Source organism: Paenarthrobacter sp. PPS72 (assembly GCF_048537125.1).
In the GTDB taxonomy this organism is placed as follows: domain Bacteria; phylum Actinomycetota; class Actinomycetes; order Actinomycetales; family Micrococcaceae; genus Arthrobacter; species Arthrobacter nitroguajacolicus_E.
Window position 1 is genome coordinate 74640 of sequence record NZ_JBLYIE010000006.1, and the last position, 13325, is coordinate 87964.

A 13325-nucleotide genomic window follows, 5' to 3' on the forward strand; every position below is an offset into this window, starting at 1 on the left:
CATGGTTGCCATGCCGCACACCACCTCACATGCCAAGGCCGCAGTCACACGCGATGACGTCGCCCGACTGGCAGGGGTCAGTCCCGCCGTCGTCAGCTACGTGGTCAACGGCGGACCCCGGCCAGTATCACCGGCGAACGAGGCCAAGGTGCGGCAGGCAATCAGGGCGCTGGGCTACCGGCCCAACGCCGCAGCCAGGGCACTTGCCCTGGGCTCCAGCGAAATGCTCGGCATGATCGTCTCCGACGCCATGAACCCGTTCTTCGCCTCGCTCGCCCGCGCCGTTGAAAACGCCGCGGCCGAGCGGGGCTACACCCTTCTGCTGGCGGATTCCCAGGCCTCGCTGCGCACCGAGCGTCGGCTCATCAAGAACTTCGCCGCCAGAAGGGTGGACGGACTGTTCCTCTGCAGCATGCTGTTCGAGCCGGACCTGATGGATCTTGAACAGGCAGACATTCCCGCCGTGCTCCTGAACCACAGCACCGACCTCGCCACTGCAGGCACTCCCGCCGTCATGAAACACGGGGCAGGAGCCCACAGTTCCAATTCCGTTGGAGTGGCCTTCCAGGACGGGGCACGCATGGCGGTGGAGCACCTCATTAGCCACGGCCACGAACACATCGGGCTGGTGATGGGCGGCAACGCCGGCGGCGAACTCGACGCCCGCGAGGTCGGATGGCATCAAGGCATTCAGGATGCTGGCCTCACGGCGGGTCCCATCGTCAGGGCACCGTTCACCCGCGAGGGCGGGCACCGTGCCGGACAGGAACTGCTCGGGCGCGGCGAGCGGCCCACTGCCGTCTTCGTCAGCTCCGACCAGCAGGCAGTGGGTCTGCTCTGCGCTCTCCACGAGGGTGGCCTGCGGGTACCGGAAGACCTCGCGGTGTTCGCCTTCGACGGCTCACCCGAATCCGAATACACCTGGCCCAGGCTCAGCACCGTCGCCCAACCCGTCAAGGAGCTGGCCCAAACCGCCTTGGAGGCCCTCCTGGCCCCGCCTGGAGGGGAAACGCAGACGAAAATCTTCCCCACAGAGCTGGTACTGCGCGCTTCCTGCGGCTGCCACTGACACCAACACACCCTCCGGCTGCCCTAAAGGCAACGCTGGGACCATCCACTCCTGACAGGCCCCAGGACCGTCCGCAACCGCCCACCGGCGGATGCGTTTCCTTGCTGCCCGGAAATGACCCGGCAGCCGCCGCGGCTGCCACCTTGCCGGCCGGCGTACCCCACCGACTACCTGTTAAGGCACCTAACGTCATGACCGCCATTTCCGGCCGCGAGGATGACATCTTCAGGCCCGCCCTCCACTACACGGCCAAGAACACTTGGCTGAACGACCCGAACGGACTCATCTACCACGACGGCATCTATCACCTCTATTACCAGAACAACCCGTTCGGGAACGTCTGGGGCAACATGTCCTGGGGCCACGCCACCTCGGTGGATCTGATCAGCTGGGACGAGCAGCCCGTGGCCATCCTCTGCGACGCCGAAGAGGACATCTACTCCGGCAGCATCGTCTTCGACCAGTACAACACCAGCGGCCTCGGCAACGGGCAGACCGCCCCGCTGGTGGCAATTTACACAAGCGCGTACAAGGACAGCTCAGCCCGCCGGGGCACACAGGCACAGTCCCTGGCCTGGAGCTCCGACGGCGGCTGCACCTGGACGAAGTACCAGGGCAATCCCGTCCTGGACAGGAACTCCGCAGACTTCCGCGATCCCAAGGTGTTCCGCTACAACGGGCCCCCGGGCAGCTACTGGGTCATGGTGGCCGTCGAAGCCGAGGAGCACAAGGTGGTCATCTATAGCTCCGATAACCTTCGGGACTGGCACTACCTCAGCAGCTTCGGACCCGCCAACGCCACCGGCGGCGTCTGGGAGTGCCCCGACCTTTTCCCTTTGCCACTGGACGGGGACGAAGAGCAGACCAAGTGGATTCTCACCGTGAACCTGAACCCCGGGGGGCCCAATGGCGGGTCAGGGGGCCAATACTTTGTCGGCCACTTCGACGGCGTGGCCTTCACATCCGAAACAACCGTCACCGACGGCAGCAGCCGAACGGCCGACCTCGACGCCTACCACTGGCTCGATTGGGGTCGCGACTACTACGCGGCCGTGTCTTTCAACAACGCACCCGACGGGCGCCGTCTCATGGTTGGCTGGATGAACAACTGGCAATACGGCGCCGCCATCCCGACCTGGCCATGGCGCAGTTCCATGTCACTCGTACGCGAAATCTCCCTGGTCACAAACCAGGGCCAGCCCCGACCGGTAGAGATCATCGAAGTGACCTTCATCCCGGAATCCGCAGAGGAATTCGGACTCATCATTCGAGGCAACGGCACCAACGGCACACGCATCGGCATCCGTCCCTCCGAGGACCGGCTCATCATGGACCGGACAAGCTCAGGCAACATTGAATTCCATGACGCCTTTGCCTCCGCCTATACTGCACCCCTGAAGCCGACCTCCGACGGGTCATACACCCTCACCCTTTTCATCGACCACTGCTCAGTGGAAGCCTTCGCCCACGACGGCCAAGTCACCATGACAGGACTCATATTTCCGGGGTCGGACAGCAACCTTTTATCGCTATACGCCATAGGAGGGACCGCCACCGCCCCCTGTCTGGAAGTCAAGCGACTCGCGGAGCCACCAGTGCGAATTGCAGAGCCATTGGTCATGAGTCGGTAGGACCTCAAACAACAGCAAAGAACGGCAACTCAGCGACCGACGCCGGGGCGATGGTCTTGGCGCCCCTACTTTCATTGCTTTCGGAACGCCGTTAACGGAGATTCGGGTCAACTAGCTACCGGGTTAGGCCCAAGGGGAGCAGAAACCCTAGGAGCGCCCCCTACCCGCCGCACCCGTCCAGGTTCTCGGAGACCCCTGGCCGGAGAGCCACATTGGACGGTCTGGCAGACAGCGGGGGGCCACTTGCGGCCGTCGATCGGCCGGCCTCACCTGCCCGAAACTCGAAGCAACGATCGGCGTGGCGTCAGAATAGGGCGAAATTTCCGTTTTGCTGACAGTCGCTCATGACGTTCTCAAATCCCACCCTGACAGTCGAATGGCAGGAAACCGAGGTGCGGCAGCCCGAGAATCATCGAAATAGGCCAAAGAATAGGGACTCGATGAGAGTCGCTTGCGGCAGGAGCTGACGAAGTCCCCTCTTGTGGCTCGACAGGTGTCTGAGAACAAGACCGAAGCCTCACCGGCAGGTGAATCCTCCCTTATGAGACCGCCTTTACGTAAGGCTGGGGTGTAGACGAGATGACATCTGAAAAGGGAAAGCGGCATCGTATCATTCCCTGCACAATGTCAATCTCCGATCAACTCTTGCATCGAAATACTTGGTGACGAGTTCGCCGCAACATCCTAATGGTGCACATTGTTGATCGACTCAGAGCCAAGCAGCCCATTAGCGCCTTCATCTTCCGGCCCGTTCCGGGGCGTCCGCTTGAGCAGCATGGGATACCGGTTATCAGGGTGGCCTGTTCGGCAACGTTGGCCGCGCTGACACTGAGTGTGCATTTTTATGCGGTGAGCTAAGCCCTGTTCCGGCCGACTTCGTTGAACAGTGGCAGAACCCTGTTTTGGAAGTGGGTCTGCAGCACGATGGCGCTTCGGGTCCTCGTCACTGCGCCCGTGCGGGAGATGGAATCCAGCACTCGTTGCAGGTCGTCGTTGGATTCGGCGACGATGCGTATGAGGACGTCCTGATCACCTGACACGGTATACATCTCAACGATTTCGGGGATGACTTCGAGAGCGGTTCCAACTGACACATGGCCCACGTTTTGGGAGATCTCCACGGATACGAAGGCCATGACGGGGAACCCGAATTTAGAGGGGTTGAGGATGGGAGCGATCTGTTGGATGACGCCTGTCTTTTTCAGTTTGTCCAGCCGCGCCTGAACGGTGGGCCGGGCGACGCCGAGCTTCCTCGAGGCGGCCAGCACTCCAATGTCAGAGTCGGCTGTGAAGAGCTCTACGATCTTCGCGTCCAGTTCATCGATCTTCATCCCAGTCCTACCTATCCACGCCGCCTGATTTACAAAGTGTAAGCCTTCTGTTGACTATTGGCCGAGAGTTCATACATATCCGATAGTTTCAACCTAACCAGTTGTCAGCACTGCCCTTGTCCTGCAAACGTGAGTCATCCCACTGCTCTTCGTGAAGGAAATCACCCCTATGTCAAACGACTTGCCCCAATGCTCGACGGTGGAACGAGTGCAGTTACGCTCGGCACTTCGCGACCTTCCTGCCTACAAGCCCGGTAAATCCGCCGCCGTTGCGGGCAGCCTGGTCCACAAGCTGTCCTCGAACGAAAATCCCTACCCGCCGCTTCCTTCCGTCCAGGAAGTCGTGGCCGAAGCAGCTGCAGGCATCAACCTTTACCCGGACATGACCTGCGGCGCGGTGACCGAAGCAGTGGCCGACCGTTGGGACGTTCCGGCTGCATCTGTCAGTTTCGGTGCAGGTTCCGTGGAAGTAGCGTCCCAGATCGTCCGTGCCGTTGCCGGTGAAGGCGATGAGGTTATCTTCGCCTGGAGGTCGTTCGAGGCGTACCCGATCCTGACGGGCCTGGCTGGGGCGACAGCTGTGCACGTCCCGCTGACCGAGGATGAGCGGCATGACCTGCCAGCAATGGCGGCGGCGGTCACGGACCGGACCCGCGTGATCTTCGTTTGTACCCCGAACAACCCCACCGGAACCTCCGTGACGACCGGGGAACTGCACACTTTCATGGAAGCTGTGCCGCAGGATGTGCTGGTGGTCATCGATGAGGCGTACGTGCACTTCAACGTCGATCCCGCCGCGGCGCAGGGTATCGACTTCTTCCGCGCCTACCCGAACGTCCTGATCCTGCATACCTTCTCGAAGGCCTACGGTCTGGCCGGTCTGCGCATCGGCTACGCCATCGCGCCTGACTACGTCTCTGCCGCCCTGCGGGCCGTCGCGATTCCGTTCGGTGTTTCAGCCCTGGCGCAGAAGGCGGCGCTGGCAAGCCTCGAAGCCGAAGACGAGATCGAAGCCCGCATCAGTGCACTGGTTGCCGAACGCGAGAAATTGCACCGCCGACTGGCCAGGATTGGCTGGAGCGTCGTGGCCTCCGAGGCGAACTTCGTCTGGCTGCGCACGGGAGAAGCCACACAGGAACTGGAAGAGATCTTCACCAAGGCAGGCGTCATCGTCCGCGCCTACCCAAGTGACGGCATTCGCATCAGCATCGGCACCGCCGAGGCAAACAAAAAGGCGCTCCAAACTGCGAAGGACGCCTTCACCCACTTCACCAGCATCACCCGATCCGCCGGAGAAAGGTAGAGAAAACGCCATGACCCCAACATCAACCACCTCTACACAGGCCAAAGGCACGTCAACGACGACGGTGCGTGGCCTCAAGCCCAGGCAGCTGACCATGATGGGACTTGGCGGTGCCATCGGCGCCGGACTGTTCCTTGGCAGCGGCAAAGGCGTCGCTGCAGCCGGCCCTGCCATCCTCATCTCATACATCGTTGCGGGCGCCCTGGTCATCCTCATCATGTGGATGATTGGCGAACTCTCTGCCGTCAACCCAGCCAGCGGCGCCTTCTCCACCCACGCCGAAACAGCCTTCGGACCGGTGGCCGGTTACACCGTCGGCTGGCTTTACTGGATCCAGCTCGCAGTCGTCGTAGCTGCCGAGGCCGGTGGCGCCGCCGCCATCCTCACCGGCGTCCTCAAAGCGGCCCCTGCCGGCACAACCATCCCGCCCACCTGGCTGCTCGCGGCCATCTTCATGGCGGTACTGACCGCCGTGAACATGTTCGCCGTGGCCAAGTACGGCGAGTTTGAGTTCTGGTTCGCCTTCATCAAGGTAGCTGTCATACTTGCCTTCCTCCTTGTCGGTGCCCTCCTGCTCCTAGGCATCCTCAACGGCAACAGCCCCGGACTGACCAACTTCACGGACTTCGCACCCAAAGGTATCGCTGGTATCGGCGCAGGCCTCCTGATCGTGATCTTCGCCTTCGGCGGCACTGAAATCGTTGCCATCGCCGCCGGTGAGACCAAGAACCCCGAAAAGAGCGTGGCCACTGCCATTCGCACCGTGGCCTGGCGGATCTGCGTCTTCTATGTCGGCTCGGTCTTCATCATTGTTGCTGTCCTCACCCCGGAAGCGGCCAACACACCGGAAGGTCCCTTCGCGGCACTGCTGAACGTCGCCCGAATGCCCGCGGCAGGCACTGTCATGGCCCTCGTCGCTGTCTTTGCGCTGCTGAGCGCCCTGAACGCCAATATCTACGGCGCTTCCCGCATGCTGCACTCCCTGGCTTCGCGTCGTCATGCCCCGGCCTACCTGAAAAACACCGCTACCAACAGTGTTCCGCGCGCCGCGGTGCTCTGGACCGTAGCCTTCGGCTTCATTGCCGCCATGCTCGAAGCGATCTTCCCCGGCAAGGTCCTCGATAACCTCCTGGCCATTGTCGGCTCCACCATCATCGTCATCTGGGCCTCCATCGCTGCATCCCAAATTAAACTCCGCCGTGCCAGAGACCTTGGGACAACGCCGTCCACCGCACCCACCACATACCGCATGCCGCTCTTCCCGTACCTTTCCTATGCCACCGTCGGGATCCTGGTCCTCATCATCATTGTCTCGATGATTGACTCCGGCACCCGTACCCAACTGCTGCTGACCTTTGCGGCCACTGCGATCATCGCCCTCGCCGGCGTCGCCGTCACCCGCCGCGACACCAAAACCTCCGCACGTCAGAAAGAAAACGCATGACCTCCGAAATCCTCAACAATCCCATCGCCGACACCTCTGTTAGGGCCCGCACTGCAGGCCAGGCAGTCATCGACGGGCTCCGCGCCCACGGCGTCGACACCGTGTTCGGCATCCCCGGGGTGCAAAGCTACGAACTGTTCAATGCGCTCCGGGAAGAAGACACCATCAAGCTGATCGGTGCCCGCCACGAACAAGCCTGCGCCTACATGGCCCTCGGATACGCCCAGTCCACTGGGAAGACCGGCGTCTTCAGCGTCGTCCCGGGCCCAGGTATCCTCAACGCCGGCGCCGGGATCCTGACCTCCCTGTCAACCAGCACCCCCACGGTGTGCCTGACCAGTGAGATCCCCACCGACTACATGGGCCGGGGGATGGGGCACCTGCACGAAATGCCGGACCAGCTCGGAACCATCAGGACCTTCGCGAAGTGGGCAGAAAACGTCCTGGACCCGGCCACGGTACCTGCAACAATTGACGAAGCCTTTCGCCAGGCCAGCAGTGGACGACCGGGGCCTGCCGTCGTTGCCGTCCCATGGGATGTCCTGACCCAGCACGCTGCCATGAAGGCCAACCAGCCAACACAGGCACCCGCACCGGAGCTTGATCGGACCGACATCCGTGAAGCAGCAAAAATCCTTGCCGGGGCCAAAAACCCCATGATCATGGTCGGCAGCGGTGCCCGCCATGCAGCAGCGGAAATCCTGGCTCTGGCCGAGCAGCTCCAAGCCCCCGTGGTGTCCTTCCGTGGTGGCCGCGGTATAGTCCCTGACGACCACGCGCTCGGCTTCACCTGTGCCGCGGGCTTCGAACCATGGGGTGAAACCGACGTTCTGCTCGGCATAGGCTCCCGGCAGGAACTAGCGTGGTTCCGCTGGCCTGACAAGCCCGAGAACCTCATCAACATCAACATCGATATCGACGCTGCCCAGCACGAACGTCTCCAACCGAACCTCGGCATTGCAGCAGACTCCAAGGAAGCTGCCGCCGCGCTGGTGGAAGCACTTGATGGGGCGCCAGCCCGTGAGTCACGACTTGCGGAATTTACTGCAGTGAAAGCCGCCAAAGCGAAAGAGATTGCAGGTCTTACACCCCATGCGGATTACCTCCGCGCCATCCGTGAGGCCCTGCCGCGTAATGGATTCTTCGTCGAGGAAGTCTCGCAGATCGGTTTCTCCTCGTTCTTTGCGATCGACATGTTCGAACCGCGCCACTTCATTACCTGCGGATACCAAGGCAATCTGGGCTATGGCTTCCCCACCGCGTTGGGCGTTCAGGCAGGCAACCGGGACAAGGTAGTCATCTCCGTCACCGGTGACGGAGGATTCATGTACGGGGTGCAGGAACTCGCTACCGCCGTCCAGCACGGGCTCAACCTCATCACCATCGTTTTCAACAACTCCGCCTTCGGCAACGTCAAAGCCGACCAGCTCCGAATCTACGGGCAGGAGTCGGCATCTGAGCTGCACAACCCCGACTTCGTTGCCCTAGCTGAATCCTTCGGCGCCCTCGGTCTCAAAGCACACACCCCGGAAGAACTGAAGCACTCGATTGAGCAGGCCATCGAGGCACAGCGGCCGGCCGTAATCGAAGTCCCGATGCCCCTTTCACTGAAGAACACCCCGTGGAAGTTCCTGATGCCGGCCAGCCGCAAGTAACAACTGAAGTAACTGCCGGTTTGGGAAGCGGTCCGGACCGTTTCCCAAACCGGCAATAACCATTCCTACCTGACTGAAAGAGCCGAAGATATCATGGAGACTTACGACGCCCTCCTGGCCTCGATCACCCCGGCCCCCGGCCAGAGCAGCCGCACCATCCTCGACCCGGCAACGGGCCAGGCTGTCGGCGAAGCCCCTATTCATACCGTCGAGGACCTCGAGGATGCCATCGCCGCCGCTGCCGCAGCACAGCCGGCATGGGCTGCCTTGGGTCACGACGCCAGGTCCGCTGCGCTCATGAAAGCCGCCGACGCCGTCGAACGCTCCGCCGAAGAACTGGCCCAACTCCTCTCCCGCGAGCAGGGCAAGCCGTTGAACGGCCCGAACGCGCGCTTCGAAGTTGGAGCGTGCGCCGCCTGGCTCCGGGCCACGGCCGCCACGGCGCTTGACCCTGAAACCGTTGTGGACGACGGCGAAACCCGCGCCGAACTCCACTACCGGCCCATCGGCGTCGTCGGTGCCATTGGACCTTGGAACTGGCCCATGATGATCACCGTGTGGCAGATCGCACCCGCCCTGCGCATGGGTAACGCCGTAGTGGTCAAGCCCTCCGAATTCACGCCGCTTTCCGTGCTGGCGCTGGTTTCGATCATCAACCAGGAACTGCCCGAAGGCCTGCTTTCCGTGGTCTCGGGCGGCCGCGACGTCGGCGCTCGGCTTGCTGAGCACCCTGCCATCGGCAAGGTCATGTTCACCGGCTCCACCGCCACGGGCAAAGCGATCATCCGCTCGTCGGCCGATACCGTCAAACGGCTCACCCTTGAACTCGGAGGCAACGACGCCGGCATTGTCCTGCCCGACTCCGATCCCAAGGCGATTGCTGAGGGATTGTTCTGGGGCGCGTTCATCAACACCGGACAGACCTGCGCGGCCCTGAAGCGCCTATACGTGCACGAGTCGCAGTACGAGGCTGTTTGTGCCGAGCTCACTGCTGTTGCTGCGGCCATGCCGATGGGAAACGGCCTTGATGAAAACAATGTGCTGGGTCCGCTGCAGAACCGGCAGCAGTACGAAATCGTGGCCCGCCTGGTGGAAACCGCTAAAGAATCCGGGGCGCGAGTGCTTCTGGGCGGCAACCCCGACGCCGAGCAGCCCGGCAACTTCTACCCCACCACCCTCGTGGCGGACATCGACAACGACAATCCGCTGGTGGCAGAGGAACAGTTCGGACCGGCCCTGCCGATCATCAAGTACAGGACCGTTGATGAGGCAGTCGCCAAGGCGAACGGGCTCGACGTCGGACTCGGCGCCTCGGTCTGGTCTTCCGATCCGGCTGCCGCCCGCGAGGTCGCCTCGCGTATCCAGGCCGGAACCGTGTGGATCAACAAGCACGGCGCCGTGGACCCCCGTGTTCCGTTCGGCGGCGCCAAGCAATCCGGCTACGGCCTGGAATTCGGTGCCGAAGGCCTCAAGGCACTGGGCGTTCCGCAGATCATCAACGGCTAGCTCCCGGTAGAGCCATCAACCGCTCAGCGCATTGATGGGACGAAGCTGTCACCAGAACCAGAGAAAGCGAAAGAACATGAAGAGCAGAGACCTTCTTGCACGACGTCGGCAACGACCAACCCATGCCAGGACGGCCAACGCAGAACAAGCAAGCGTCCCTTCCAGCCTGGAACCTCATGACAGCCAGGGAACCACGGCAGCATTGACAGGCTGGCTCCCACGCGAAGGAGGCGCAACCATCACCGGCACAACAGTCCTTACCCCTTCACCGCGATGAAGATGCGCTTGCAGAAGGATTGGACAGCCTTGATAGGGACAGAAGTGGAGATAAGGCATCAAGGCATCCTCGTGCGGCTCGGAATAGTCGATGCAGCCATGCCGGATGCCTCAATCATCTGGTTGACGGCCGACCACAAAAGCCCAAGGACCCTGTACGAGGCCTATGAGGCCCGGCACTCCTGAGAGTGTCGTCAGGGGCAATCTATTTAGGTTCTGTTGGGTTTCAGTGGTTGTAAACGATTGACTGAGCGCTTGTGGGGCCGTGAGCATAGGGCGCAGAGCAACTTCAGAAGTCCTTATCTGCTGAACGGCCGTACCTCACGGATATGCTGGTCGTTCTGCTGTTCCATGTGATGGCCGTCGTTCATGGTTTGGCGAGGTGCCGGTAGATGGTGGGCCGGGTGACGCCGAATTCCTGGGCGATGTGCTCGACCGTGTGTGCACGCTTGCCGTCGGGCCCCTTTTCTTCATACATTTCCCGCGCCAGCCTGACCTGGCGGGGCCCCAGTTTTGGTTTCTGCCCGCCCGTCCTGCCACGCGCACGGGCGGCCGCCAGACCGTCACGGGTCCGTTCAGACATCAGGGCGTGTTCGAACTCGGCGATCGAGCCAAGGATTTGGAAGAACATCCGTCCCAGCGCGGTGGAGGTATCGATGCCCTGGTCCAGAACGACGAGGTCCACGCCTCGTTTCTGCAGCGTGTTGGATAAATCGATGAGGTTTTCCAGCGACCGCCCGAGCCGGTCGAGTTTGGTGACGACAAGCTGATCACCGGGCCGGTTGGCCGAGAGCAGCGCCTTGTCGAGTTCGGGTCTGCGGGCGAGTTTTCCGGAGGCAGTGTCGAGGAAGATCTGCTCACAGCCGGCCGCTGTCAGGGCGTCGTGCTGGGATTGGGGGTGCTGGTCATGGGTGGAGACCCGTCCGTATCCGATACGCATCCCCAAAATGTATCAGTAACCCGGCTGGACGTTACATAGGAGCGTACACGTGAAGCATTACAAATGAGATCCCGTGCTTCCGCGGTTTTTAGAACCCGACTTTGAGTGTCTTGCGAACGATCGTTACAGGTCAGTCTGGAAGTGACTTGCCCTCTCTGATACGGTCACCTGCTGTCGATTTCAGAAGTCGGCTGCATGAGATGGCAGCTGGGTCGCCGTGTTGGTGCCCATGGGCGCGGCTTTTGGCATGGGGAGGGGATGTCAGTCGTGGGTGGGTTCTCCGGTGGTCCGGTGGTCGGCGTGGTTGATGGTTTCGCGGATGAGCCGGACCAGGTGCCCGTCGTGGAGGGAGTAGATGACGTGCCGGCCGTCCTTGCGGGTGTCCACGAGGCCGCTGAGCCGGAGTTTGGCCAGATGCTGGCTGACCACGGTCCGGGCAGCCCCGGACGCGTCGGTGAGTTCGGTGACGGTTTTCGGGCCGTTGGAGAGCTGCCAGAGCAGGTGCAGGCGGGTGGGTTCGGCGAGCATCCGCAGCGTCCCGGCAGCTGTTTCGAGCAACTCCGGGCCCGGGGTGACCGGGTGGACCAGGGAAGGCTCCTGGGGGATGGTGCTGAACGCGCTGCTAGGACGGCTGCTCAACGTTCTGCTCCTCTTTGGTGGGTTCCTGGGAGGCCGCGGCGGTGTGCCGGGGCCAGGACAGGAATGCACCTGCACTTCCTATCATCGCAATAATTGTCAGGGCAAGCGCGGCCCAGCCCAGTCCGGCGGCGGCTCCGATCCAGCCAGCCAGCGGGTAAGTCAGGATGTAGCAGGCGTGGGACAGGGAGAACTGCGCGGTGAAGACGTAGGGCCGGGTTTCCTCGGTGGAGGCATCACGCAGCAGCCGGGACGAGGGCGTGAGGATCGTGGAGTTTCCCGCGCCGAGCAGGAACCACAGCCCCAGCAGCAGCCACCACCCGGACCCACCGGCCCCCAGCATGGTCAGGACTGTGGCACCGGCCAGCACGGCAGGGATCACGGCGGCGCCGGTGAGCATCACGGCACGGTCCCCGAACCGGTCCAGGACCCGGGGCGCTGACAAGGCGACGATCATGGACCCGACTCCGAAGCAGGCCAGGGCCAGGGCCAGGTCGGTGTCGGGGCGGTGCAGGACGTCGCGGACGTAGACCACGGTGTTGACGAGCACCAGGGCCGTCGGTGCTGCGACCACGAGGTTCAGTGCCAGCAGGGACCGCAGGCGCCGGTTGCGCCAGAAGATCCGTGCACCCAGGGTGGTCCGGTGCCACAGCGACGTCTGCGGCCCGGCCGGGGCGGAAAGCCGCGGCAGAACCGTGATGATGACCATGAAGGCCGAGAACAGGAAACCCGCGACGGTGCCGATAAACAGGTTGTTGTAGCTGATCAGCGCCAGCAACAAAGCCGCAAGGGCCGGGCTGACCAGGGCTTCCATGTCGTAGGCCAGCCGGGAGAGGGACAACGCGCGAGTGTAGTCCCGCTCGTCCTTCAAAACGGTGGGGATCAGCGACTGGAACGCCGGGGTGAAGGTCGCGGAGGCGGACTGCAGCAGGAAGATCACGACGTAGATCTGCCAGGTGTCGGTGATGAACGGCAGACACAGTGCCATCGCCGCCCGGATCAGGTCCGCCCCGATCAGCACCGGCTTTTTCGGCAGCCGCGCCACCAGTGCGTTGATCAACGGGGCCAGACCCACGTAGGCCAGCATCTTGATCGTCAGGGCCGTTCCCAACACCGCCCCGGCGTTCCGGCCGGCCAGGTCATAGGCCAGCAGCCCCAGGGCCACCGTGAGCAGGCCCGTGCCGATCAGGGCCACGATCTGTGCGGCGAACAGCCGCCGGTAGGTCACATTCCGCAGAACCGCTAACATCAGTCCACTCCCATAAGTGCATAAGTGCGCGTATCTGCACTAATAGTAGTCGACTTTCGTCCTGCCCGTTCGCCCATCGACGGGCCAGACCGCAAGAGGTGTCTGCCTGGAGCTGATCCGCCGAAGCCTAACGGCCGTCTCAATGCCGGCGTCCGGTGCCGGCCGGAGGCATGCATCTCGTTTCGCTGCCTCGTCCCGGCACTATGGGAGCTCCTGCATTCGCCGGCGGGCCTACGCGTATAGCCGTGGGCTCGGCCAGGCCCGTGCTTCAGGCAGTATGGCCTT

Annotated in this window: 11 protein-coding genes; 7 read left to right on the top strand and 4 right to left on the bottom strand. The window is 62.6% G+C overall.

Annotated features, from left to right (window positions below):
* The first annotated feature begins 1 nt into the window (after nucleotide 1).
* Nucleotides 2–1069: a LacI family DNA-binding transcriptional regulator gene (locus tag ACLRGI_RS03835; protein ID WP_419200385.1), complete on the top strand. Its 1068-nt coding sequence runs from the start codon at nucleotides 2–4 to the stop codon at nucleotides 1067–1069.
* 191 nt (nucleotides 1070–1260) lie between these two features.
* Nucleotides 1261–2700, top strand: a complete 1440-nt coding sequence (locus ACLRGI_RS03840; RefSeq protein WP_419200386.1) for a glycoside hydrolase family 32 protein — start codon at nucleotides 1261–1263, stop codon at nucleotides 2698–2700.
* Between the two features lie 854 nt (nucleotides 2701–3554).
* Here ACLRGI_RS03840 and ACLRGI_RS03845 read toward each other — a convergent pair.
* On the bottom strand, nucleotides 3555–4031 hold the full coding sequence (locus ACLRGI_RS03845) for an Lrp/AsnC family transcriptional regulator (protein ID WP_419200387.1): 477 nt from the start codon (nucleotides 4029–4031) through the stop codon (nucleotides 3555–3557).
* A 169-nt stretch (nucleotides 4032–4200) separates the two neighbouring features.
* Here ACLRGI_RS03845 and hisC point away from each other — a divergent pair, with 169 nt between their 5' ends.
* The 5 genes from hisC to ACLRGI_RS03870 all read left to right on the top strand — a co-directional run bounded on the left by hisC (nucleotide 4201) and on the right by ACLRGI_RS03870 (nucleotide 10401).
* Entirely contained in the window at nucleotides 4201–5334 is a 1134-nt protein-coding gene (gene hisC, locus ACLRGI_RS03850; RefSeq protein WP_419200388.1) for a histidinol-phosphate transaminase, read from the top strand.
* A 10-nt stretch (nucleotides 5335–5344) separates the two neighbouring features.
* Nucleotides 5345–6778: an amino acid permease gene (locus tag ACLRGI_RS03855; RefSeq protein ID WP_419200389.1), complete on the top strand. Its 1434-nt coding sequence runs from the start codon at nucleotides 5345–5347 to the stop codon at nucleotides 6776–6778.
* Entirely contained in the window at nucleotides 6775–8433 is a 1659-nt protein-coding gene (locus ACLRGI_RS03860) for a thiamine pyrophosphate-dependent enzyme (RefSeq protein WP_419200390.1), read from the top strand. Before ACLRGI_RS03855 ends, ACLRGI_RS03860 begins: the two co-directional genes overlap by 4 nt.
* A 93-nt stretch (nucleotides 8434–8526) precedes the next feature.
* Nucleotides 8527–9939 carry an aldehyde dehydrogenase family protein gene (locus tag ACLRGI_RS03865; protein WP_419200391.1) on the top strand — a complete coding sequence of 471 codons (1413 nt, stop codon included), beginning with the start codon at nucleotides 8527–8529 and terminating at the stop codon, nucleotides 9937–9939.
* 306 nt (nucleotides 9940–10245) lie between these two features.
* The gene (locus ACLRGI_RS03870; RefSeq protein ID WP_419200392.1) at nucleotides 10246–10401 is read left to right on the top strand and encodes a hypothetical protein; all 156 of its coding nucleotides are present in this window, start codon (nucleotides 10246–10248) and stop codon (nucleotides 10399–10401) included.
* A 181-nt stretch (nucleotides 10402–10582) separates the two neighbouring features.
* Here ACLRGI_RS03870 and ACLRGI_RS03875 read toward each other — a convergent pair whose 3' ends face one another.
* From ACLRGI_RS03875 to ACLRGI_RS03885, 3 genes are all read right to left on the bottom strand, one after another.
* The gene (locus tag ACLRGI_RS03875) at nucleotides 10583–11155 is read right to left on the bottom strand and encodes a recombinase family protein (protein WP_014923381.1); all 573 of its coding nucleotides are present in this window, start codon (nucleotides 11153–11155) and stop codon (nucleotides 10583–10585) included.
* Between the two features lie 261 nt (nucleotides 11156–11416).
* Complete coding sequence (locus ACLRGI_RS03880; protein ID WP_081589179.1) at nucleotides 11417–11794, bottom strand: ArsR/SmtB family transcription factor; 378 nt, start codon at nucleotides 11792–11794, stop codon at nucleotides 11417–11419.
* Nucleotides 11778–13040, bottom strand: a complete 1263-nt coding sequence (locus ACLRGI_RS03885; RefSeq protein WP_043471838.1) for an MFS transporter — start codon at nucleotides 13038–13040, stop codon at nucleotides 11778–11780. The genes ACLRGI_RS03880 and ACLRGI_RS03885 overlap by 17 nt, the downstream gene beginning before the upstream one ends.
* Between the last annotated feature and the right edge of the window lie 285 nt (nucleotides 13041–13325).